Genomic DNA, 22659 nt, shown 5'->3' with positions numbered 1-22659 from the left:
TGCTTACGCGCTACAACTATATGAGGCGGCAGTGCGGGCGTCTCCACGCCCGAAACCGTGCCCGAGGAGGAAACACTGTGACAGGCCGAGCCACCCGCCGGTCCTGGTTCATCTGGTTCGCCGCCGTCACCGTCTACCTGCTCGCCGTCTTCCACCGGACCTCGTTCGGCGTCGCCGGGCTCCAAGCCGCCGATCGCTTCGGCGTCGGCGCGGCCGCGCTCGGCACGTTCACCGTCCTGCAGGTCGGCGTCTACGCCGCCATGCAGATCCCCACCGGCGTCCTCGTCGACCGCTACGGGCCGCGCCGCGTGCTCACCGGCGCCGTGTTCTTCCTCGGACTCGGCCAGCTCCTGCTCGCGGTCGCCGATTCCTACCCGCTCGGCCTGCTCGCCCGCGCCGTCGTCGGCTTCGGGGACGCGCTGACCTTCGTCAGCATCATGCGGCTGATCGCCGCGCATTTCCCCGGCCGCCAGTACGCCCTGCTCGCCGCGCTGACCGGGGCCATCGGTTACGTCGGCAACCTCGCCGCGACGGTCCCGCTCGGCCTGCTGCTCGACGGTCCCGGCTGGACCCCGACGTTCCTCGCCGTCGGCCTGGTGACGGCGCTGTACTCCGCCGTTGTCGCCCTGCGCGTCAAGGACAACCCGCCCGGCGAGCCTGAGCCTGTGCGCGAAAAGGTCCGTCCGAAGGCGCTGGGCCGCCAGGTCGCCGACGCGTGGCGCACCCCGGGGACCCGGCTGGGCTTCTGGGTCCACTTCAGCACGATGTTCGCCCCCAACGTGCTGACCATGCTGTGGGGTGTCCCGTTCCTCGTGCAGGGGCAGGGCTATCCGAAGGCCACCGCGAGTTCGCTGCTGATCGTGTTCGTGTTCGGCTCGATGATCGGCGGACCGGTGATCGGCGGGCTGATCGGACGGCGCCCGTCGCTGCGGATGCCGCTCGTCGGCGGGTACATCGGCGGCGCCGCGGTGATGTGGGCGGTCCTGCTCGGCTGGGGCGGCACGATCCCGGTCGCGGTCCTGGTCCCCGTGTTCGCGTTCCTTTCCCTGGGCGGCCCGGCGTCGATGATCGGTTTCGCGCTGGCGCGGGACTACAACCCGCTTTCGCGCGTCGGCACCGCGACCGGCGTGGTGAACGTCGGCGGTTTCGTGGCCACGACGATCTCGGCCCTCGCGGTCGGCGTGCTGCTGGAGTGGACGGGCGGCACGTTCCGGCTGGCGCTGCTGTCGGTGATCGTGGTGCTCGCGTTCGGCACCTCCCGGATGCTCGTGTGGTGGCGGCGCACCCGTGCTGTGCTGTTCGAGGCCGAGGCGCGAGGCGAAGCGATCCCGGTGCAGATCCGGCGCCGCCGCTGGGACGCCGAAGCGCCGATGCCCGTCTCGTCCTAGGCACGGGGCCGAAAGATAGGGTTCGCCCCGTGTCGCGCCCCAATCAGGCTCAAGCCAAGAAACGTCCCGCTCCGCCGCCCGGTCTCGTCATCGTCGACAAACCGTCCGGGATGACCTCCCACGACGTCGTCGCCAGGGCGCGGCGCTTCATGGGCACCCGCAAGGTCGGGCACGCCGGCACCCTCGACCCGATGGCCACCGGTGTCCTCGTGCTCGGCATCGAACGCGCGACGAAACTCCTGGGCCACTTGGCGCTGGACCGCAAGACCTACCTCGCGACCCTCTCCTTGGGACTGTCCACCACGACCGACGACGCCGAGGGCGAGCCGATCGCCGAAGCCGCCCCGGACGACGTCGAGAAGATCACCGACGAAGCGATCGCGGCCGGGATCGCCGCGCTGACCGGCGACATCCAGCAGGTGCCGAGCGCGGTCAGCGCGGTCAAGATCGACGGCAAACGCGCCTACGCCAGGGTCCGCGCCGGCGAAGAGGTCGTCATCCCGCCGCGGCCGGTCACCGTGCACCGCTTCGACCTGCTCGCCACCCGCCGCGAGGCGGGCCGGATCGAACTCGACGCCGTCGTCGAATGCTCGTCGGGAACCTATGTCCGGGCGCTGGCCCGCGATCTCGGCGCCGGGCTCGGCGTCGGCGGGCATCTGCTCGCCTTGCGGCGCACCACGGTCGGGCCGTTCACCCTGGCCAAGGCCCGCACCCTCGATCAGCTCGAGGACAAGCCGGAGCTGTCGCTGGACCTCGACGCCGCCGTCGCCGCCGCGTTCCCGCGCCGCGACCTGGACGTCCGCATGGCGCAGGCGGTCCGATATGGACAGAGGGTGCCCGCGGCCGGGATCGAGGGCACGTACGGCATGTTCGGACCGGACGGCCGGGTGCTCGCGCTCGCCGCGGACGAAGGCGAACTGGCCCGGTCGGTGGTCGTGTTGCTGCCCGCTTAGATAGGGAACTCGTGAGTGGTAGGGACGGTTAGAACCGTCCCTACCACTCACGAGTCAGGGCCGCCTGGGCGCGAAGCCCGCGAGCGTGCCGCGCGGGGCACGGCCTAGGGTGGTGCACGGAGCGGGCCTGAGGAGACGGGGCACAAGTGCAGCGTTGGCGTGGTTTGGGTGACCTCCCCGGGAGCTGGGGACGGTGCGTGGTGACGATCGGCGTCTTCGACGGCGTGCACCGCGGTCATCAGGAGCTGATTTCGAGGACGGTCCGCGCCGCCGCCGAACGCGGCGTGCCGAGTGTGGTGCTGACCTTCGATCCGCATCCGTCGGAGGTGATCCGGCCGGGCAGTCATCCGGCGCAGCTGACCACGTTGCGCCGCAAGGCGGAACTGGTCGAGGGCCTGGGCGCGGACGTCTTCTGCGTGCTGCCGTTCACACTCGAACTGTCGCGGCTGACGGCGCACGAGTTCGTGCACGAGGTGCTGGTGGACAAGCTGCACGCGGCCGCGGTGATCGTGGGGGAGAACTTCACCTTCGGCGCCAAGGCGGCCGGCGACGTCGAACTCCTCCGCACACTGGGGAAGCGGTTCGGTTTCGTGGCGCAGGGCGCGGAACTGCAGGGACTGCTCGCCCAGGAGCAGGCGGACAACGACATCACCTTCTCCTCGACCTACGTCCGCTCGTGCATCGACGCCGGAGACGTCGTCGCCGCGTCCGAAGCGCTCGGCAGGCCGCACCGGCTGGAGGGCATCGTCGTCCGCGGCGACGGCCGGGGGCACGATCTCGGGTACCCGACGGCGAACCTGTCGACGCCGCGGTTCGCCGCGGTGCCCGCCGACGGGGTCTACAGCGCCTGGTTCACCCGTTCGTCGGATTCCGGCCGACGGCTGCGCGCGGCAGTGTCGGTCGGCACCAACCCGACCTTCTCGGGGCGGGAACGCACCGTCGAGGCCTTCGTCCTCGACATCGACGAGGATTTCTACGGGCAGCACGTCGCGCTCGATTTCGTCGCCAAGCTGCGGGATCAGGTCCGGTTCCCGACGTCGGAGGGCCTGGTGGCCCAGATCGACGAGGACGTCGCCCGGACCAGGGAACTGCTCGGCGGGCAGGACTGACCGGTTCCGGCGTTCGCCGGATGACAATCGACAAACACACCCGCTCACGTGCGTTCCGGTGGCAAGATGTCACGGACCGCGCATGGCGTTCGATGGGGTTAAGGGGAGCGGACCAGGTGGAGGACCACAAGATCGTCCAGCGGAACGTCGCGCTGCAGAAGGAGTGGTACGGGGAGCCGCTCGGCGATCGCGTGCGGAGACTGGTCGTCGCCTTCGACATCTCCCAGGCCTTCCTCGCCGAGGTCCTCGGCATCAGCGCGCCCATGCTCAGCCAGGTGATGAGCGGGCGCCGCGCGAAGATCGGCAACCCCGTCGTCCTCGCCAAGATGATCATGCTGGAGCGCAAGGTGCTGGTCCCGGCGGTCGCCGCGGGGGACCGCAAGGCCATGCAGGAAGCGCTCGAGGACGTCCGCGATTCCCGGCCGACGGTGGGCAGGGACAGCATCCCGGTCGGTGCCGTCGCCGACGACCAGGGTGTGCTCGTGGCGCTGCGGGACATCGGCGAGGACGAAGACCTCACCGAAGCCGCGAAGCTGCTCGACGAAGACTTCCCGGCCCTGGCGGACCTGCTGCGCCGCGCCGCGAGGAACGGTTCCTGACGCGAGTCACGCGCCCATGACGATCTTCAGCGCGTTGATCCCGCCCGACGAGGTCCTCGACCAGGTCGCCGCCGCGCTCGGCACGCCCGGCGACGACGATTTCCGCTGGTCGGTGCGGGAAGACTGGCATGTCACCCTCGGTTTCTACGGCCAGGGCGACCCGGCGGAACGAGGGGACTGGCTCGCCCGGCGGCTGGACGGCGCGGGCCCGATCGGCCTCCGGCTGGAAAAGGCCGCGACATTCCCCGGGGTGCTGTGGTTGAGTGTGTCCGGAACCGGGCTCCACGAGCTGGCCGTGAAGGCCGGCGCGGAGAGTGAGGGCAGGCCGTACGTGGCCCACCTGACACTGGCCCGCTTCCCCCGCGACCGGCCCCGCGCCGCGAGCGCGTGGGAGGAGCGGCTGGCCGGGTTCACCAGTGAGACTTGGACGGCGACCGAGGCCGTGCTGATGAGCAGTGACCGTGAACAGGGCGTTTCGCGCTACCGGGTGATCCGGTCGTACGCGTTGGACCACGCCCGCGCCTGAACCCGCTGATCACGAGGCTGGTAGCCTTGACAATCGGGTCCGGCTGCAGTCCGTGGCGGCCGTGACCGTCTCACCCGGCGTGAAGACATCGTCCGGGCCGCACGGCACAGATATCTAGGAGCACCACTGTGGCTTTGTCCACCGAAGAGAAGAAGTCGATCCTTGCCGAGTACGGCGTGCACGACTCGGACACCGGATCCCCCGAGGCCCAGGTCGCGCTGCTGACCAAGCGCATCGTCGGCCTCACCGAGCACCTCAAGGCTCACAAGCACGACCACCACTCCCGTCGCGGGCTCCTGCTGCTGGTCGGCCGCCGCCGCCGGCTGCTGAACTACGTGATGAAGGTGGACATCGAGCGTTACCGTGCGCTGATCCAGCGTCTCGGCCTCCGCCGATAGCTTGAACCCGAGGGGGAGTGACCACATCGGTCGCTCCCCCTCGGTCCAAGTACAGATATCCACGGCGCGAGCGCGCGCGAGGTACCGTCCGCCGGTCCTCGGTAGTGGTTCCCGGGCAACGGCCCGGGGGCTTCGATCGAAGACCGGCCTCACTCCTCGAGCGTCCGCAGGCGAAACAGGTCCCAGGGTGGGAGACTCGCGCCGTTACAGAGGATCAAAAGAGGAGATACACCCTATGACCGACTCCACCGGAGTCACCGTGCACGAAACCGAAGCCGTGATCGACAACGGCCGTTTCGGCACCCGCACCGTCCGCTTCGAGACCGGCCGCCTGGCCCGTCAGGCCGCCGGCTCCGTCGTCGCGTACCTCGACGAAGAGACCATGCTGCTCTCGGCGACCACCGCGTCGAAGCACCCGAAGGACCACTTCGACTTCTTCCCGCTGACCGTGGACGTCGAGGAGCGCATGTACGCCGCGGGTCGTATCCCCGGCGCGTTCTTCCGTCGCGAGGGCCGCCCGTCGACCGACGCGATCCTGACCTGCCGCCTGATCGACCGGCCGCTGCGTCCGTCGTTCGCCGACGGTCTCCGCAACGAGATCCAGGTCGTCATCACCGTCCAGAGCCTCAACCCGGACGACCCGTACGACGTGCTCGCGATCAACGCGGCCTCGGCGTCGACCCAGATCGCCGGCCTGCCGTTCTCGGGCCCGGTCGGCGGCGTCCGCGTCGCGCTCATCGAGGGCCAGTGGGTCGCTTTCCCGACCTGGAAGCAGCTCGAGGACGCCACCTTCAACATGGTGGTCGCCGGCCGGATCGTCGGCGATGACGTCGCGATCATGATGGTCGAGGCCGAGGCCACCGACAAGACGCTCGACCTGATCGCCGACGGCGGCAAGTCGCCCGACGAGATCGCCGTCGCCGAGGGTCTCGAGGCCGCGAAGCCGTTCATCAAGGTGCTGTGCGAGGCCCAGCAGCAGCTGGCCGAGCAGGCCGCCAAGCCGACCGGCGAGTTCCCGGTCTTCCTCGCCTACGAGCAGGACGCCTTCGACGCCGTCGCCGCCATCGCGACCGACGACCTCGCGAACGCCCTGACCATCGCGGGCAAGCAGGACCGCGACAACGCGACCGACCAGGTCAAGGCCGCGGTGCTGGAGAAGGTCGGCCTCGGCGAGGGCGAAGCCTTCCAGGGCCGTGAGAAGGAGATCGGCGCGGCCTTCAAGGCCCTGTCGAAGAAGATCATGCGCAAGCGCGTCCTCACGGACAAGATCCGCATGGACGGCCGCGGGCTGACCGACATCCGGTCGCTCGCCGCCGAGGTCGCCGTGATCCCGCGGGCGCACGGTTCCGCGCTGTTCGAGCGCGGTGAGACCCAGATCCTGGGCGTCACCACGCTGAACATGCTCCGCATGGAGCAGCAGATCGACTCGCTCTCCCCGGAGACCACGAAGCGGTACCTGCACCACTACAACTTCCCGCCGTTCTCCACCGGCGAGACCGGCCGTGTCGGTTCGCCGAAGCGGCGCGAGATCGGCCACGGCATGCTCGCCGAGCGCGCCCTGGTCCCGGTCCTGCCGAAGCGGGACGAGTTCCCGTACGCAATCCGCCAGGTCTCCGAGGCGCTGGGCTCCAACGGCTCCACCTCGATGGGCTCGGTCTGCGCCTCGACCATGGCGCTGCTGAACGCGGGTGTCCCGCTGAAGGCGCCGGTCGCCGGTATCGCGATGGGCCTCATCTCCGACGAGGTCGACGGCGAGACCCGCTACGTCGCGCTGACCGACATCCTCGGTGCCGAGGACGCCATGGGCGACATGGACTTCAAGGTCGCCGGTACCAAGGACATCATCACCGCGCTGCAGCTGGACACGAAGCTCGACGGCATCCCGTCGGAGGTCCTCGCGGCCGCGCTGAAGCAGGCGAAGGACGCTCGCCTCACCATCCTGGAGGTCATCGCCGAGGCGATCGACGGCCCGGACGAGATGAGCCCGTTCGCCCCGCGCGTCACCAGCGTGAAGATCCCGGTGGACAAGATCGGCGAGGTCATCGGCCCGAAGGGCAAGATGATCAACTCGATCACCGAGGAGACCGGCGCCGACATCTCCATCGAGGACGACGGCACGATCTACGTGGGCGCGGCCGACGGCCCGTCGGCGGAGGCGGCGATCGACAAGATCAACGCCATCGCCAACCCGCAGCTGCCCAAGGTCGGCGAGCGCTTCCTCGGCACCGTGGTGAAGACGGCCGCGTTCGGCGCGTTCGTCTCGCTGCTGCCGGGCAAGGACGGCCTGGTGCACATCTCGAAGCTGGGCAACGGCAAGCGGATCGCCAAGGTCGAGGACGTGGTCAACGTGGGCGACAAGCTCCGCGTCGAGATCGCCGACATCGACAACCGCGGCAAGATCAGCCTGATCGTGGTTCAGGAAGAGGACACAGCGGACTCGAAGGACGCCAAGGCCGCCGAAGGCGACAAGGCCGAGGCTCCGAAGGCCGACGCCCAGTAATCCTGGCTGGACCGATGTGAAACGTCCGGGAAGGGTCGTTCAGGACATTTTCGTCCTGAACGACCCTTTCCTGACATGTGAGTAAGGAATCCGTTGGCTCGTCAGGTTCCCGGGCACGAACAGCCCGTCGGCAGCACCCGCACACTGGAGTCCACTTCGGACGGTGCGGTGGTCAAGCGCAGTGTGCTGGCCGGTGGCCTCCGGGTCATCACCGAGCACGTTCCCGCCTCCCGTTCGGCGACCGTCGGGCTGTGGGTCGGGGTCGGATCGCGTGACGAGCCGTCGTCGGTCGAAGGCGCGGCGCACTACCTCGAACACCTGCTGTTCAAGGGCACCACGAACCGGGACGCCACCCAGATCGCCGAGGAGATCGACGCGGTCGGCGGGGAGTTCAACGCGTTCACCGCGAAGGAGCACACCTGCTACTACGCGCAGGTGCTCGACGAGGATCTGCCGCTGGCGATGGACCTCGTCACCGACGTCGTGTTCGAGGCGCTGTGCACGGACTCCGACGTCGAGACCGAGCGCAGTGTCGTGCTCGAAGAGATCTCGATGCGCGACGACGACCCCGAAGACCTGCTGCACGAGACGTTCGTCGGCGCGATCCTGGGGAACCACGCGCTGGGCCGCCCGGTGCTGGGCAGCGAGAAGTCCATCGTCGAGATGTCCGCTTCGGCGTTGCGCGGGTTCTACCGGCGCCGCTACACCCTGCCGCGGATGGTGCTCGCGGTCGCCGGGAACATCGACCACGCCCAGGTGCTTCGCTTGGTGCGCAAGGCTTTGGGGACCAAGCTGACCGGGACGGCGACGCCCGTGCCGCCGCGCGGCGGACGCGCGCGGATCGCGATGGTGCCCAAACTCGCGCTGCACACCGACGACACCGAGCAGGCGCATGTGATGCTCGGCCTGCGTTCGCTGTCACGGCACGACGACCGCCGGTTCGCGCAGTCGGTGCTCAACGCCGCGCTCGGCGGCGGGATGAGTTCGCGCCTGTTCCAGGAGGTCCGGGAGAAGCGCGGGCTGGCGTACCAGGTGTACTCGTCCGTCGCGAGCTACGCCGACACCGGGCACATGGCCGTGTACGCGGGCTGCCAGCCGGAGAAGCTCGGCGAGGTCGCCGGGGTGATCCGCGAGGTGCTTGAACTCGTCGGCAAGGACGGGCTGAGCGAAGCCGAGGTCGCGCGGGCGAAGGGGCAGTTGCGGGGCGGGCTTGTGCTCGGTCTCGAGGACACCTCGTCGCGGATGTCGCGGATCGGCAAGAACGAACTGAACTACGGCCGCTATCTCGGCGTCGACGACACGGTGGCGCGGATCGACGCCGTCACCACCGAAGAGGTCTGTGCGCTCGCTCGCACTCTGCTGCGTCGCCCTGGTGGCGTGTCGGCGGCGGCGGTGGTCGGGCCGTACGCTCACGCCGACGACCTTCCGGACGACCTGCACGAGGTGATCGCATCATGACCGCTGGAATTCGCGTCGGTGTGCTGGGCGCACGCGGCCGGATGGGCCAGGAGGTGGTCAACGCCGTCAACGGTGCCGACGACATGGAGCTCGTCGCCGCGCTCGACGCCGGTGACGACTTCTCGGCGCTCAAGCAGGCGCAGGTCGTCGTCGACTTCACCCATCCCGACGCGGTGATGGACAACCTGGAGTTTCTGACCGGCAACGGGATCCACGCCGTGGTCGGCACCACCGGGTTCAGCGGGGAACGGCTGGAGACGCTGCGTTCGTGGCTCGCGGCCGACCCGGCGCTCGGCGTGTTGATCGCGCCGAACTTCGCCCTCGGCGCGGTGCTGGCGATGCGGTTCGCCCAGCAGGCGGCGCGGTTCTACAACTCGGCCGAGGTCATCGAGCTGCACCACAACCGCAAGGCCGACGCGCCGTCCGGTACCGCCGCGCACACCGCGCGGCTGATCGGCGAGGCCCGAGCGGAAGCCGGTCTCGCGCCGGGCGAAGACGCGACGACGTCCGAAGTGGACGGTGCCCGCGGCGCGCTCGTCGACGACGTCCGCGTGCACTCGGTCCGGTTGCCCGGACTGGTGGCGCACGAAGAGATCCTGTTCGGCGGCGAGGGGGAGACCCTGACCATCCGGCACGATTCCCTGCACCGCACGTCGTTCATGCCGGGGGTGCTGCTCGGTGTGCGTTCGGTGCTCACCCGGCCCGGCCTCACGGTCGGTCTCGAGAACATCCTCGACCTGTGAGGGCCCGCAATTTCGCGCTGGTGATGACGGCGGCGCTCGCCGTCTACGTCGTCCTGCTGGCGGGACGGGGTATCGCGCTGGTGCGCACCGGGGAGACGGTGCCGGTGCTCTTCGGCGTCGGGGTCCTGCTGCTGCCGCTGCTCGGGATCTGGATCATCGTGACCACCTGGCGTTCCGGCGTCCAGATCCAGCGGCTTTCGCGGCGGCTGGACGAGGAAGGCGGCCTGCCCGACGTCTCCGATCTGCCCCGGCGGCCTTCGGGCCGGGTGGATCGCGACGCCGCCGACGCCTGGTTCGACGAGCGCCGCGCCGAAGTCGAGGCGGACCAGGAGAACTGGCGCGTCTGGTACCGGCTGGCGTACGCGTACGAGATCGCCGGCGACCGGAAACGCGCCCGCGCCACGATGCGGCGCGCCGTCGAACTCGAAGCCGCTTCTCGCATTTAGTCCTCTGAATGCGGAGGCTCGATCCCTAGAACGGGCAGGCATTCGCGGACGGCGACCAGTTCGATGTCGTCCCGGCGCCGCCAGTGTTCACGGGTCAGCAGCCATTGCTTGATCCGGGCGGGATCACCGCGTCGCGTGTCCCAGGTGACGCCGTTCGGCTCGTAACCCAGGGCTTGGGAGACGCGGTTCGAGGCGTGGTTGTCGAAGAAGGCGTCGCTGGACGACTCACGGGCTCCGATCCCCTCGAAGGCCAGCTGCAGCACGGCCTGCCGCATCTCCTTGCCGAGGCCGCGGCCACGCAGGTCCGGGTCGAGCCAGGAGAACGTGGTGACCGTGCCGAACGTGGCGAAGTCGATGCCGATCAGATCCTGCATGCCCACCGGCTCGCCGTCGACGACCACGACGAAGTACAGCCGCCACTGGCTTTCGCTCACCTGACCCCGGCCCCGCCAGATCCCGCGTAGCCAGCGCCATTCGCGCTCCGGACCGTCTTCGTAGAGCGAGGCCGGATCGTCGAAGGGCCACGGGGGTTCGGTGACCACGCCCTTGCGGACCGTCGGGATCAACCGCTCCAGGAGCTCGTCCGTCGCCCCCAGCAACGACAACCGGGGTGTGTGCACCTGCACGTTCAACGGCGGATACGCGGACGAAGTCGACATGGGCGGAAACCCTAGGGCGCGGCCGCCATGGCGCGCATCACAATATCGGTGCTCAGTAGTGGAACCAGCCCGCGAACAGGGCGGGGGAGGCGGCCAGCACGCTGAACCGCAGCCAGCGGCCCAGGAAACCGGTGGCCAGGAACGTCGCCAGCGGCATCCGCACCAGGCCCGCGAGGACGCTCGTGGCCATGTACGGCGGCAGGCCGACGACCGAGCTCACCCCGTACGTGCCCGCCATCCAATGCGGATGCCGATGGCACCGTTCGCGCAACGCGTCGAGCCGGGCGCGCACCTTCTTGGTGCGCGCCCGCCATCTTTCCCGGCGCGCGCTGGGCGGGCGCACCCGGTGCAGGCGGTCGTGCAGCGGTTTCGGAAGTTTGATCGTGCCCTTCGCGGCGAGGTAGTAGAGCGTCTTCCCGCCCACCTGACCGGCCGCGACGATGGCGCCGAGCAGCAACCACGGCACCGTCGGCTGGCTCGCGCACAAGCCGATGAGGAACATCTCGATGCTGACGACGGGGAGGATCGCGGAACCGAAGGCGACGCCGAACGACAGCAGCAACCAGCCCACCATCGTTGCCTCCCCGTTATCTTCGTTCTCTCCAAGCTATCAGCTGAAAACCAGGACGCACTGGGGCCAGCCCCCGTTCCCGGCTTCCGGGCCGCACCAGAAGATCACCTGTTCGTCGGCTCGCGGCCACCTGCCGCTGCCATGCTGGATCCGTGGCCGACGTGCACGACGCGGTCCGCGGCAAGGGTTTCGCGGATCGCTTCGCCGACTTCTGCGCGGCCGTGGTGCGGCGCCTCCCCTTCGGGCTTTCCCGGCTGGTGGCGCCGAGTTTCCTCGGTTTCGCGCTCATCAACGGGTTCACCTTCGGGGTCGACCTGATCCTCCTGACCCTGCTCCGGAGCTGGCTCGGCCTGCCGGTGTGGCTCGCGATCACGCTCGCGTACGCGACCGCGTTCGGGTTGAGCTTCGTGCTGAACCGCAGCATGAACTTCCGCTCGCACGCGCCCGTCGGCAGACAGGCGGTGCTGTACGTCATCGCGATCGTCGTCAACTACGTGGCGTTCCTGCTCGGCGTCGGCGCCGGGCTGGCCGCGCTGGGCGTCGACTACCGCCTCTCCCGGCTCATCGCCGGGGCGTGCGAAGGCGTCTTCATGTACACGGTGATGCGCTGGGTCGTGTTCGCGAAGTCAGGGAGCGAGCTCGAGGTCGAGGCCACCGGTGAGGCGGACTTCGCGCACGTTCGTGCTCCCGGTGTCGAGGATGCGGACGGTTCCGTCGGGTGACCAGCCCGCGCGGCGGAAGAAGCCCAGTGACGCGTGATCGGTCTGGGCGACCCAGCTGATCCCGCGCGTAGCGCCGTCCTCGCGCAGCCAGGCGGACGCGTTCGCCAGCAGCCGTCCCGCGTGTCCGCGCCGTCCCCAGCGCGGCTCGACCAGCAGCGAGGCGATGAGCGCCGTCGTCGAAGCGTCGTCGGGCAGCGAACCGCCGGCGGTGGCGACCTCGCTCGCCGGAGCGCGGCCGGCGACGCAGAAGCCGACGGTGAACTCGCCTTCGGTGGCGAGGAAGACGCGCGTGCCCGGGTACTCAATCGTTTCGGCCCAGGTCTTTTCGAGTTCCTCGATGTCGAGCCCGGCGACAGCCGCTTCGCCGAGCAACTCCGTGTAGGCGCTTCGCCAGGTGTCGCGTTGGATGCGCGCGATTTCGGGGGCGTCGGACACGACTGCTGGGCGGACTTCGGCGGCGGCCATGCTGCGCAGATTAGCGGTGCGGCCGAAAACTGTCGGTGGTGGATGGCACCATTCCGACGATGAGCACTACGACCATCAGCGGGCCGGTCGCACGCCGGATCGCGCTGGCCGCGCAGGGGTTCGCCGAGGCACGTCCAGGCGGGGCGGTGACAAGGCGGCATCTGCAGCGCGTGCTGTCGCGAATCCAGTTGCTGCAGCTGGATTCGGTGAACGTCGCGGTCCGCGCGCACTACATGCCACTGTTCTCCCGGCTCGGCGCGTACGAGCCCTCGCTGGTGGACGACGCGGCGTGGACGCATTCCGCGCGCAGGCCCCGGATGCTGGTCGAAACCTGGGCGCACGAGGCGAGTCTGCTGCCGATCGCGGACTGGCCGCTCCTGCGGTCCGGGGCGAAACGCATGGGCTGGTGGACGAACTACGCCCGGGTGCTGGAGCAGACGCCTCGGCTGGTGGACGACATCCTCACCGTGGTCAAGGAGCACGGACCGATCGGCGCGGGCGGTATCGAGCGGGCGCTGGAGGGTAACGGGAGCGGTGCGAAACCCGGCTCGTGGTGGGAGCGATCCGAGGTCAAGAAGGCCTGCGAGTGGCTCTTCGGCATGGGACAGCTGACCACCGGCACGCGCCGGTCGTTCGAGCGGCTGTACGACCTGACCGAACGCGTCGTCCCGCCGGAGATCCTGGCGCTGACCGTGAGCCCGGAGGAAGGCGCCCGCGAACTGATCACGCGCGCGGCCGTCGCGCTGGGCATCGGCACCGAACCGGATCTGCGGGACTACTACCGGCTCGGCCCCGACGTCAGCAAGCGGGCGGTGGCCGAACTGGTCGAGGAGGGTGTGCTGGAACCGGTGATCGTCGACGGCTGGCCCGCCCCGGCGTACCGGCACGTCGCGGCGAAGGTGCCTCGCCGCGTCACCGGCCGGGCCCTGCTGTCGCCGTTCGACCCGCTGATCTGGGAACGCGCCCGCACCGAGCGCATCTTCGACTTCTTCTACCGCATCGAGATCTACGTGCCCGAGCCGAAGCGGATCTACGGGTACTACGTGTTCCCGTTCCTGCTCGACGGCGAACTCGTCGGCCGGGTCGACCTCAAATGCGATCGGGCCGCCGGGGTGCTTCGCGTTCAGAGCGCCTTCTCCGAGCCCGGCGTGGATGTCGCTCGGGTCGCGAGCGAGCTGGCGGGCGAGTTGCGGCTGATGGCGGACTGGCAGGGGTTGGACGGGGTCGTGGTGGGGGAGCGGGGCGATCTCGCTCCCGTGCTGTCGCGCCTGGTGCACTGAGGGCCGCTGAGTACGTGAAGGCCTCCTTCCCTCGGCTCAGCCGAGGGAAGGAGGCCTTCACGCGCTGCTAATGCCTGTGGTCCCTATATGGCGATTGCCGAAGTCCGTGAAGGCCTCCTTGAGGGACTCTGGGTCCCTCAAGGAGGCCTTCACGGACTGGATCTGGGTACGAAGGCGCCCTGCGCCACGGGCACTGGGGTCAGCCATCCGCCCGGCCGGCGAGGTTGCGAAAGCCACTTTCGCAACCTTCAACGTTGCGAAGGTGGCTTTCGCAACACACCCGCCGGGGGTCTCTCGGCCCCCCGGTCCTGGCAGAGCTCGGAAATGAGCGAGGGACCTTTGCTCCCACCCCCGTGGAAAAGTGAGAGCAAAGGTCCCTCGATCCCCCCCTGCGGCCCGCGGCTCAGCTCGCCGCGCTGGTCACCACCGCGTCGCCGGTACCGGTGCGCGCCCGCACCTTCAGCGAGACCTCCGCGGGCGCGGTCTCCGCGACCTCAAGCTCGCTCGACACCGAGCCGGTCGTCGACGAAAGATCGATCTCCGCCTGAACGCCGCCGCGGATGCCGACGCGGACCTCACCCGATCCGGTGGTCAGCTCCAGCGTCCCGGAGGCGGCGTCCGCCACCGAGAGGGAGCCGCTGCCGGTGCGCGCCAAGACCTCACCCGCGACTTCGCCGAGCCAGACGTCGCCCGTGCCGGTCGCGAGCGTGGCCGAACCGCTCACCGAGGCGGCCTCGACAGAGCCGCTGCCGGTGCGCAGCTGGAGACCGGACAGGGTCGGCCCGAGTTTGATGTCGCCGGTGCCGGTGCGGACGATCGCGGAGCCGTCGGCCCGTTCGAGGCCGACCTTGCCTGCGCCGGTGAGGAGGTCGGCCCGCCCGGCGGAGCCGGTGACCGTGACATCGGCCGCCCCGGCCCGCACCTCCAGATGCGAACCGGCGGGCGCCCGGACGGTCACGGCGAGCGGGACGTTCTTCAGCTGCCAGGCCTTGGGCGCCTGGACGACCAGCCGGTTGCCGACCTTCTCGATCCGCGTCTGCGCCACGGCATCCCCCACCGAGCCGGCGGGTGAGCCGCCGAGCTGGTCGCCGAAGCGCTCCCCGACCCAGCTGAGCAGGCTCGTCATCCCGTCCACCCACGGCTGCTGTTCGCCGCCGTCCCGGCGGACCTCGGCGCGGACGCCGCTCTCTCCGGTCAGTTCGATGGTCACCCGGCCGATGCCCACGCTCACGTCGATCTCGATCGGGCCTTCGGCCTCGAAGTCCTCGACGCGCACGGTCTCTTCACCGGCGGGAATGCTTTCCTCGGTCATTTCCGTCCCCCTCAGCCCTGGACCCAGCCGTGCAGGTGCGAACCCGCACCGCCGCCCGGCTTCTGCTTGTAGTGCCAGTGCTCGCTTCCGCTCTTGCCCAGCGCCCCCTGGACGGCCTGCGAGACGAACGTGTTCAGCGAAACGCCCTGAGCGGCGGCCGCGGCTTCGGCCTGGCCCTTGACCTGCTCGAACAGGCGCAGCGTGATGCGGGTGATGTCGCCCGTGTCCACCTTCGGCGCGCGCGGGGCTTCCCGCGGCGCCTCCTGGCGGGGCGCGGACTGCTCGGTGCCCTCGCCCGAACCGGAGCCGGTGACGACGACGCGCACGTCGCGGCCGTCGAGCCGGACGTCGACGACGTGCCCCGGAAGCGCCGAAGTCACTTCGGCGGCCAGGTCGGCGAGGGCGTTCATGATGGTCAGGCGGGCGGCGGGCTCCAGCGCCGACGACAGCAACGCGGCAGCGCGCCGCGTCTGCTCGTCGCCGGCCGAAGCCGTGTTCGCGAGGTCCTCGCGAAGGCTTGTGATGTACGGCGTCAGATCCATGACACCACTATGGCGTCACTTTTGATGTCAGTCAAGGAGGCTCTGACGTCACCGTGATGTCGCCCCGGCGTCAAAGACGGGTTGCGGTTACGCTGCCCGGAGTCGTGGAGCAGGGGTCGTAAAGGAGTGCGAACGTGGCCGAGACCGTGTCACCCAAGGTTCAACTGATCGCGAAGACGGAGTTCTTCCCGCCGTCGGACGTACCGTGGTCGACCGATGCCGACGGTGGTGAGGCGCTGGCCGAATTCGCGGGCCGGGCCTGCTACCAGTCCTGGAAGAAGCCGAACCCGAAGACGGCCACCAACGCCGGCTACCTCGAGCACATCATCGACGTCGGTCACCTGTCGGTGCTGGAGCACGGATCCGTCAGCTTCTACATCACCGGGATCTCCCGTTCGCTGACGCACGAGCTGATCCGCCACCGGCACTTCTCCTACTCGCAGCTCTCGCAGCGCTACGTGCCGGAGCGCGACGCCGCCTTCGTCGAGCCCGACGTCATCGCGCAGGACCCGGAACTGCACGCCAAGTTCCTCGCCGCCTCGCAGGCCGCCGTCGACGCCTACACCGAACTGCTCGCCGGCCTGGAGGAGAAGTTCGCCGACGTGCCGAGCGCGACCCTGCGCCGCAAGCAGGCCCGCCAGGCCGCCCGCGCCGTGCTGCCCAACGCGACCGAGACCCGCATCGTGGTCACCGGCAACTACCGGGCCTGGCGGCACTTCATCGCGATGCGCGCCACCGAGCACGCCGACGTCGAGATCCGCGCCCTGGCCATCGAGTGCCTGCGCGAGCTGCAGAAGGCGTCGAGCAACGTGTTCGCGGACTTCACCATCTCCGCGCTGCCCGACGGCACCGAGGTCGCGTCCAGCCCGAAGGTTCTCGAGGGCTGATGCGACGCCTCGCGATCGACGTCCGGCCCGGCGAGTACACGGTCGCCCGCCTCGCCCCGGACGCGCCGGTTCCGGCGAACCTGCTCGACCCCGGCGAGCCCGTGCTGATCTCGATCACGCGCACGCCGGAGGAGCTGTCGGTGATCTGCCCGGCCGGTCTCGCGCCGGCCGGGGCCACCGTCGAGGACGGCTGGCGGCTGCTGTCGGTGCGCGGGCCGCTGGCCTTCACGCTGACCGGCATCATCGCCGCGCTGTCCAGCGAGCTGGCCGCCGCCGGGGTGGCGCTGTTCTCGATGTCCACCTTCGACACCGACCACGTGCTGGTCCGGGCTCCCGAGTTGGAACGCGCGGTGAAGGCGCTCCGGGAAGCCGGGCACGAGGTCACGGTCTGATCGAGGAGCTCGGCGAAGGAACCTTTCGGCGCGCGAACGGGTCCGAGTCAGCATCCTGCGCGAACCGAAGGAGCACCGAACCTTGACCGACGAACAGACCCGTCCGTACGGGCCGCCCCAGCAGACACAGCAGGCCACCGGCGCGCGGATCGTCGCCGGCCGATACGCCCTGCTGGGCGAGCTCGGCCGCGGCGGGATGGGTATCGTCTGGCGCGCGCAGGACCAGGTGATCGGCCGTCAGGTGGCGATCAAGGAGCTGAAGTTCCCGAACGCGCCCGAGGACGCCTCGGTGCTGTCGGAGCGGATGCTGCGCGAGGTCCGCTCCGGCGGGCGCCTCAACGACCCGGCCGTCGTCACCGTGTACGACGTCGTCACCGAGAACGGCGCCACCTACATCGTGATGGAGCTGGTCGAGGCGCCGACGCTGGCCGACCTGGTCCGCGACCGCGGGCCGCTGCCCGCCCAGCAGGTCGCGCTGGTGGGGGAGCGGGTGCTGTCCGCGCTGCGCGCCGCGCACGCCGCCGGGATCGTGCACCGCGACGTCAAACCCGCGAACATCATGGTCGCGCCGGACGGCCGGGTGAAGCTCACCGACTTCGGTATCGCGCACGCCGCCGACGACCCGCGCCTGACCACCAGCGGCATGATCGTCGGCTCGCCCGCGTTCATGGCGCCGGAACGGGTCGAGGGCCGGGACGCGATGCCCGAGTCCGACCTCTGGTCGCTGGGCACGACGCTGTTCTTCGCCGCGGAGGGCATCGTCGCGTTCGAACGGTCGACCACCGCCGCGACCCTGCACGCGATCATGACCGAGGCCCCGTACCTGACCAGGATCCAGGGCCCGCTGGCCGCCGCGGTCCTCGGCCTGCTGGTCACCAAACCCGAGGCGCGGATGTCGTACGACCAGGTGCGCGGCCTGCTCGCGGCCGCGCAGGGCGTGCAGGCCCAGCCGACGCCGCCTTCGGGCGGCACGGCGATGATGCCGCAGCACGGTCAGCCGATGACCCGGCTCGCCCCGGCCCCGGCGAAGCGCGACCTGCGCCCGCTGTGGCTGAGCCTGGCCGCGGTCGCCGTGATCGGTGCGCTGGTCGGCGGGATCTTCCTCGGCCGCTGGACGGCCGCGCCGGAGGGGACCAACCAGGCCCAGCCCACCTTGACCTACGGCATCAATGGGCAGGTCAAGCTCGGGTCCTCCGGTGACTGCTACAACGTGCCGCTCAAAGAGGGCGTCAACCTGAACGACGGCATCAGCTGCGGCAAAGACCACCTGCTGGAGGTCTTCGCCAAGGGCAGCCTGCTCGACGTCGAGTCCTATTCGGACGACGACGCCCAGGTCGCGGCATATCCCGGCGCGGACGCGGTCAACCGGATCGCCGAGTCGCTGTGCTCGGCGACCTTCAACTCGAACGTCGTGCCCGGGGCACAGCGGGCCTCGCTGACCTGGCGGGCCGTCGTGCCGACCGAAGCCGAATGGAACCGGCCGCCCAACGAGGACGACCGGACCTATTCGCGCGGGTTCCTCTGCCTGCTCGCCAAGACCGACGGCAGCCAGATACCTGCGCAGATCACGACCAAGGTCAAATAGCTCACGCCAGAGTTTGCGTCGAGTTCGCCTTCGTCGCGGAAAATCTCCCGCATTCGGCGGGAACGACCACGTCGGCAAGGGTTCGGCGCCGGCAGGAGGTACCTTCTCAGCATGTCCACTCCACCTACCGCAGCGCCGGGAAGACCGTTCGGGCGCGTGCTCACCGCGATGGCCACCCCCTTCGACGCCGACGGCGCGCTGGACCTGAAGCGGGCGCAGGAGCTGGCCGAACACCTCGTGGAACTGGGCAACGACGGTCTCGTCGTGAACGGCACGACCGGGGAGAGCCCCACCACGACCGACGCCGAGAAGACCGAACTGGTCCGCGCCGTCGTCGAAGCCGTCGGTGACCGCGCGACGATCGTCGCCGGGGCCGGCACGAACAACACCGCGCACAGCATCGAGCAGGCGAAGCAGGCCGAAGCCGCGGGCGCGCACGGCATCCTCGTCGTCACCCCGTACTACTCGCGGCCCAGCCAGGCCGGGCTCTACGCGCACTTCACCACGGTCGCCGACGCGACCGAACTGCCGGTGATGCTCTACGACATCCCGCCGCGCTCGATCGTCCCCATCGAGGTCGACACGCTGCTGCGGCTGGCCGAGCACCCGCGCATCCTCGCGGTCAAGGACGCCAAGGGCGACCTGATCGCCGGCTCCGAGGTCATCGCGAACACCCAGCTCGCCTACTACTCCGGTGACGACGGCCTCAACCTCCCATGGGTCTCCGTCGGCGGCACCGGCGTGGTCAGCGTGATCGGGCACGTCGTGGCGGGCCGTATCCGCGGCATGATGGACGCCTACGAGTCCGGCGACACCTCCACCGCGCGCACCAACCACCGCGGCATGCTGCCGGTCCTGCGGGCGATGTCCCGGGTCGGCGGGGTCGCGTTCTCGAAGGCGGCCCTGCGGCTGCGCGGCTTCGACATCGGTGACCCGCGGCTGCCCATCGTGGCCGCGAACGACGAGCAACTCCAGGCGATTTCCGCGGATCTCGCCCAGGGAGGCGTGCCGCTCGGGGAAAGCGCCGCCAGTGACTGGCATGGTGCACGAGTGGCACAAGCAGATTCAGCGGCGGCCTACACGGCGCCGACCTCACATACCAGCGTAGGGACCATGCCTCGGTGAGTTCATTGCCAACCGGACCCGGACCGACCACCCCACCGCCCGCGCTGCCCGAAGGCGCCTTGCGCGTGGTCGCGCTCGGCGGCATCGGCGAAGTCGGCCGCAACATGACCGTCTTCGAGTTCGGCGGCCGTCTGCTGATCGTCGACTGCGGGGTGCTCTTCCCCGAAGACGACCAGCCCGGCGTCGACCTGATCCTGCCCGACTTCCGCGCGATCGAAGACCGCCTCGAGGACATCGACGGCCTCGTCCTCACCCACGGGCACGAGGACCACATCGGCGCCGTCCCGTTCCTGCTGCGGCTGGTCCCGGACCTGAAGATCTACGGCTCGCGGTTCACGAACGCGCTGCTCGCGGCCAAGGCCAAGGAGCACCGGCAGCGGCCGAACCTGATCGAGGTCCGCGAGGGCGAGCGACGCAAGGTCGGCGACTTCGACCTCGAGTTCTTCGCGGTCAACCACTCGATCCCGGACGCGCTCGCGGTGGCCATCCGCACGCCCGCGGGGGTCGTGCTGCACACCGGTGACATCAAGCTCGACCAGCTCCCGCTCGACGGCAGGCTGACCGACCTCGCCGGGTTCTCCCGGCTCGGCGACGAGGGCGTGGACCTGTTCTGCGTCGACTCGACCAACGCCGAGGTGCCCGGATTCGTCATGCCGGAACGCGACATCGGCCCGGTGCTCGACGACGTCGTCCGCAAGGTCGGCCAGCGCGTCATCGTCGCCTGCTTCGCGAGCCACGTGCACCGCGTCCAGCAGGTGCTCGACGCCGCCGTCCGGCATGGCCGCCGGGTCGCCTTCGTCGGCCGGTCGATGGTCCGGAACATGGGGATCGCCGCCGACCTCGGGCTGCTGAACGTGCCTGACGGCTTGCTGGTCAACCTCGACCAGGCGGGCGACCTGCCCGAGAGCAAGGTGCTGTTCGTGTCGACCGGTTCGCAGGGCGAGCCGCTGTCGGCGCTGTCGCGGATGGCGCGCGGCGAGCACCGGCAGATCTCGATCCGCGCCGGCGACACCGTCGTGCTGGCCAGCTCGATGATCCCGGGCAACGAGACCGCCGTCTTCGGCGTCGTCAACGGCCTCACCCGGCTCGGCGCGAACGTCGTGCACCAGGGCAACGCCAAGGTGCACGTGTCCGGGCACGCGTCGGCGGGCGAACTGCTGTACCTGTACAACGCGGTGCGCCCCAGCAACGTCATGCCGGTACACGGCGAATGGAAGCACCTGCGCGCCAACGGTGAACTGGCCGTGCGCACCGGTGTCGCGCCGGAGAACGTGGTCATCGCCGAGGACGGCGTCGTGGTCGACCTCGTCGACGGCAAGGCCACGCGGACCGGACGGGTCGAGGTCGGGCACGTGTACGTCGACGGCCTCTCGGTCGGCGACGTCGGCGAGTCGACGTTGTCGGACAGGCTCGTGCTCGGCGAAGGCGGCTTCATCGCCATCACCGTCGCCGTCGACACCAGCACCGGCCGCGCGGTGACCCGCCCGACGGTGTCCGGACGCGGGTTCTCCGACGACCCGAAGGCGCTCGACGCCGTGCTCCCGATGGTGGAGATGGAACTCGCCAGGACCGAGGCCGAGGGCATCACCGACACGCACCGCATCGCGCAGGCCGTGCGCCGCGTCGTCGGCCGCTGGGTCGCCGACACCTACCGGCGCCGTCCGATGATCGTGCCGACGGTGATCCCGGTCTAGGTGGACTGGACCGGGCACCCCTTGTAGTACATGAAGGACCCCTTCCTTGCGCCAGGCGCAAGGAAGGGGTCCTTCATGTACTTGGCAAGGTGTGAGGGTCGAGTTTCCTCGGCTGAGCCGAGGGAAGGGGCCTTCACGCGCCGCCGTTGTGACTGCTGGGGCCGGTGGGGTTGCTGGGGCTGCGGTGACGATCGTGTAGTCCGTGAAGGCCTCCTTGAGGGACCCAGAGTCCCTCAAGGAGGCCTTCACGGACCTGCGACCAAGGCCGACGCCAGCAGCAGGGCGAAGGCGACCGTGATCGCCTGGCCGAAGAGGGCGTTGCGGGCTTTGCGCTGTTCCGCGCGGGTGGGCCGGTTCATCACGAATTCCCCCGATTTCGAGTGCTTTCCTTACCGGGCAAGTGTTCCGCGATCGGCGTCGGGGCACCTCCCGCCTCGGTGGGGTTTTTCTACGTCGAAAGTCGCGGCCTTCCCCTAGGGGTGCTCGCGGCGTACCCTCGGACGCTCCTCGAGCCCCATGCCGGGAGACCGCGCTGGTGGCCGTGTACTCACCCGACGCCCCGGCGCTCGACTACCCGTTCGTCGAAATCGCGGGGGCGACCCCGCACCAAGGCAAGGCCGTCGCGGACCTGAAACGCACCCTGCTCTACGGCGCCGCGACGGGCCCGCGGTCCGACCTGCGTGCCCCCGGCGGGCAAGCGTTGCGGCTCACCGAAACCGGTCGACGCGTCGAGGCACAGGGACAGCGCAGCGCCGAGATCCCGGCCGCCGAGAAGGTCGCCAAGGTGCTCAGCCAATGGGCCGGGGTCAACGCGAGCGCCCGGGTCCAGGTGTTGATCGACGTGTCCGGTTCGATGAGCGCGCCGGTCCCGGGCACCGGCAAGTCCCGCCTGCGAATCACGCTGGAGGCCGCGGAGAACGCCTTGCACCTGTTCAAATCCACGTCACAGGTCCGTTTTCTGGCGTTCGCGACCAAAGTGGACGGTGACCGGGACCACCGGGAGATCTTGCCGATGGCGCCGGTCGGTGAGCAGCTGGCTGCCGTCGATCGGTTGCGCGCCGTCCATGCCGTGCCGGACGGGCAGACCGGGCTCTACGACAGCGTCCTCGACGTCTACCGGCTGGCGCACGAGGAATGGGAGCGGGGGAAGCTGAACCTCGTCATCGTGATGACCGACGGCCGCGACACCGATCCCGGCGGTATCAGCCGCGAGAACCTGGTGGCGGAGCTGGGAAAGCTGAGCGACCGGACCGCCCGGTGCCGTTGATCGCCATCGGGATCGGGCCGGAGGCCGACGAGACCGAA

Annotated in this window: 23 protein-coding genes; 18 read left to right on the top strand and 5 right to left on the bottom strand. The window is 69.8% G+C overall.

The genetic code is table 11. The annotated features are described in order from the left end of the window. Nucleotides 1-77: 77 nt before the first annotated feature. The 10 genes from ACLJQ7_RS14875 to ACLJQ7_RS14830 all read left to right on the top strand — a co-directional run bounded on the left by ACLJQ7_RS14875 (nt 78) and on the right by ACLJQ7_RS14830 (nt 10120). On the top strand, nt 78-1388 hold the full coding sequence (locus tag ACLJQ7_RS14875; RefSeq protein WP_410648795.1) for an MFS transporter: 1311 nt from the start codon (nt 78-80) through the stop codon (nt 1386-1388). 29 nt (nt 1389-1417) lie between these two features. Further along, nucleotides 1418-2341, top strand: coding sequence for a tRNA pseudouridine(55) synthase TruB (gene truB / locus ACLJQ7_RS14870; protein WP_410648794.1), 924 nt, complete (start codon nt 1418-1420; stop codon nt 2339-2341). A gap of 146 nt (nt 2342-2487) precedes the next feature. Further along, on the top strand, nt 2488-3450 hold the full coding sequence (locus ACLJQ7_RS14865) for a bifunctional riboflavin kinase/FAD synthetase (protein WP_410648793.1): 963 nt from the start codon (nt 2488-2490) through the stop codon (nt 3448-3450). A 116-nt stretch (nt 3451-3566) separates the two neighbouring features. After that, nucleotides 3567-4049 (top strand): XRE family transcriptional regulator, encoded by a 483-nt coding sequence (locus ACLJQ7_RS14860; RefSeq protein ID WP_410648792.1) that lies wholly within the window; start codon nt 3567-3569, stop codon nt 4047-4049. Between the two features lie 16 nt (nt 4050-4065). After that, on the top strand, nt 4066-4575 hold the full coding sequence (gene thpR / locus ACLJQ7_RS14855; protein WP_410648791.1) for an RNA 2',3'-cyclic phosphodiesterase: 510 nt from the start codon (nt 4066-4068) through the stop codon (nt 4573-4575). 128 nt (nt 4576-4703) lie between these two features. After that, nucleotides 4704-4973, top strand: coding sequence for a 30S ribosomal protein S15 (rpsO, locus tag ACLJQ7_RS14850; RefSeq protein WP_003084034.1), 270 nt, complete (start codon nt 4704-4706; stop codon nt 4971-4973). 235 nt (nt 4974-5208) lie between these two features. Beyond that, nucleotides 5209-7473 (top strand): polyribonucleotide nucleotidyltransferase, encoded by a 2265-nt coding sequence (locus tag ACLJQ7_RS14845; protein ID WP_410648790.1) that lies wholly within the window; start codon nt 5209-5211, stop codon nt 7471-7473. 93 nt (nt 7474-7566) lie between these two features. Further along, nucleotides 7567-8931, top strand: coding sequence for a M16 family metallopeptidase (locus ACLJQ7_RS14840; protein ID WP_410648789.1), 1365 nt, complete (start codon nt 7567-7569; stop codon nt 8929-8931). Next, nucleotides 8928-9674 carry a 4-hydroxy-tetrahydrodipicolinate reductase gene (dapB, locus tag ACLJQ7_RS14835; RefSeq protein ID WP_410648788.1) on the top strand — a complete coding sequence of 249 codons (747 nt, stop codon included), beginning with the start codon at nt 8928-8930 and terminating at the stop codon, nt 9672-9674. Before ACLJQ7_RS14840 ends, dapB begins: the two co-directional genes overlap by 4 nt. Beyond that, nucleotides 9671-10120, top strand: coding sequence for a tetratricopeptide repeat protein (locus ACLJQ7_RS14830; protein ID WP_410648787.1), 450 nt, complete (start codon nt 9671-9673; stop codon nt 10118-10120). Before dapB ends, ACLJQ7_RS14830 begins: the two co-directional genes overlap by 4 nt. Here ACLJQ7_RS14830 and ACLJQ7_RS14825 read toward each other — a convergent pair. Together ACLJQ7_RS14825 and ACLJQ7_RS14820 are read right to left on the bottom strand one after the other, a co-directional pair. Further along, on the bottom strand, nt 10117-10779 hold the full coding sequence (locus ACLJQ7_RS14825) for a GNAT family N-acetyltransferase (protein WP_410648786.1): 663 nt from the start codon (nt 10777-10779) through the stop codon (nt 10117-10119). The two genes, ACLJQ7_RS14830 and ACLJQ7_RS14825, sit on opposite strands and share 4 nt — an antisense overlap. A 52-nt stretch (nt 10780-10831) precedes the next feature. After that, a complete protein-coding gene (locus ACLJQ7_RS14820; RefSeq protein WP_410648785.1) occupies nt 10832-11353 on the bottom strand; it encodes a hypothetical protein in 522 nt (173 codons plus the stop codon). 149 nt (nt 11354-11502) lie between these two features. Here ACLJQ7_RS14820 and ACLJQ7_RS14815 point away from each other — a divergent pair, with 149 nt between their 5' ends. After that, nucleotides 11503-12072, top strand: coding sequence for a GtrA family protein (locus ACLJQ7_RS14815; protein ID WP_410648784.1), 570 nt, complete (start codon nt 11503-11505; stop codon nt 12070-12072). On the opposite strand, the gene ACLJQ7_RS14810 is transcribed toward ACLJQ7_RS14815, so the two are convergent. Continuing rightward, on the bottom strand, nt 11977-12537 hold the full coding sequence (locus ACLJQ7_RS14810; RefSeq protein WP_410648783.1) for a GNAT family N-acetyltransferase: 561 nt from the start codon (nt 12535-12537) through the stop codon (nt 11977-11979). The two genes, ACLJQ7_RS14815 and ACLJQ7_RS14810, sit on opposite strands and share 96 nt — an antisense overlap. A 59-nt stretch (nt 12538-12596) precedes the next feature. Between ACLJQ7_RS14810 and ACLJQ7_RS14805 the strand changes: the two genes are divergently transcribed. Further along, nucleotides 12597-13817: a winged helix-turn-helix domain-containing protein gene (locus tag ACLJQ7_RS14805; protein WP_410648782.1), complete on the top strand. Its 1221-nt coding sequence runs from the start codon at nt 12597-12599 to the stop codon at nt 13815-13817. A gap of 403 nt (nt 13818-14220) precedes the next feature. Here the strand turns inward: ACLJQ7_RS14805 and ACLJQ7_RS14800 are convergent, their stop codons facing one another. Then, complete coding sequence (locus ACLJQ7_RS14800) at nt 14221-15129, bottom strand: DUF4097 family beta strand repeat-containing protein (protein ID WP_410648781.1); 909 nt, start codon at nt 15127-15129, stop codon at nt 14221-14223. A gap of 11 nt (nt 15130-15140) precedes the next feature. Next, nucleotides 15141-15671 carry a toxin-antitoxin system HicB family antitoxin gene (locus ACLJQ7_RS14795; protein WP_410648780.1) on the bottom strand — a complete coding sequence of 177 codons (531 nt, stop codon included), beginning with the start codon at nt 15669-15671 and terminating at the stop codon, nt 15141-15143. 134 nt (nt 15672-15805) lie between these two features. Between ACLJQ7_RS14795 and thyX the strand changes: the two genes are divergently transcribed. The 6 genes from thyX to ACLJQ7_RS14765 all read left to right on the top strand — a co-directional run bounded on the left by thyX (nt 15806) and on the right by ACLJQ7_RS14765 (nt 22621). After that, nucleotides 15806-16558, top strand: a complete 753-nt coding sequence (gene thyX, locus ACLJQ7_RS14790) for an FAD-dependent thymidylate synthase (RefSeq protein ID WP_007029376.1) — start codon at nt 15806-15808, stop codon at nt 16556-16558. Further along, on the top strand, nt 16558-16950 hold the full coding sequence (locus ACLJQ7_RS14785; RefSeq protein WP_034312164.1) for an ACT domain-containing protein: 393 nt from the start codon (nt 16558-16560) through the stop codon (nt 16948-16950). The genes thyX and ACLJQ7_RS14785 overlap by 1 nt, the downstream gene beginning before the upstream one ends. 82 nt (nt 16951-17032) lie before the next feature. After that, complete coding sequence (locus tag ACLJQ7_RS14780) at nt 17033-18535, top strand: protein kinase domain-containing protein (RefSeq protein ID WP_410648779.1); 1503 nt, start codon at nt 17033-17035, stop codon at nt 18533-18535. Nucleotides 18536-18646: 111 nt separating this feature from the next. Further along, nucleotides 18647-19660 carry a 4-hydroxy-tetrahydrodipicolinate synthase gene (dapA, locus tag ACLJQ7_RS14775; protein WP_126737569.1) on the top strand — a complete coding sequence of 338 codons (1014 nt, stop codon included), beginning with the start codon at nt 18647-18649 and terminating at the stop codon, nt 19658-19660. Continuing rightward, on the top strand, nt 19657-21354 hold the full coding sequence (locus ACLJQ7_RS14770) for a ribonuclease J (protein ID WP_410648778.1): 1698 nt from the start codon (nt 19657-19659) through the stop codon (nt 21352-21354). Before dapA ends, ACLJQ7_RS14770 begins: the two co-directional genes overlap by 4 nt. A gap of 535 nt (nt 21355-21889) precedes the next feature. After that, nucleotides 21890-22621 carry a hypothetical protein gene (locus tag ACLJQ7_RS14765; RefSeq protein ID WP_410648777.1) on the top strand — a complete coding sequence of 244 codons (732 nt, stop codon included), beginning with the start codon at nt 21890-21892 and terminating at the stop codon, nt 22619-22621. Nucleotides 22622-22659 lie beyond the last annotated feature (38 nt).

This window comes from Amycolatopsis sp. cmx-4-54, assembly GCF_046548895.1.
In the GTDB taxonomy this organism is placed as follows: domain Bacteria; phylum Actinomycetota; class Actinomycetes; order Mycobacteriales; family Pseudonocardiaceae; genus Amycolatopsis.
Note: the sequence above shows the minus strand (reverse complement) of the source record. Positions and strands in the feature narration are given on the sequence as shown.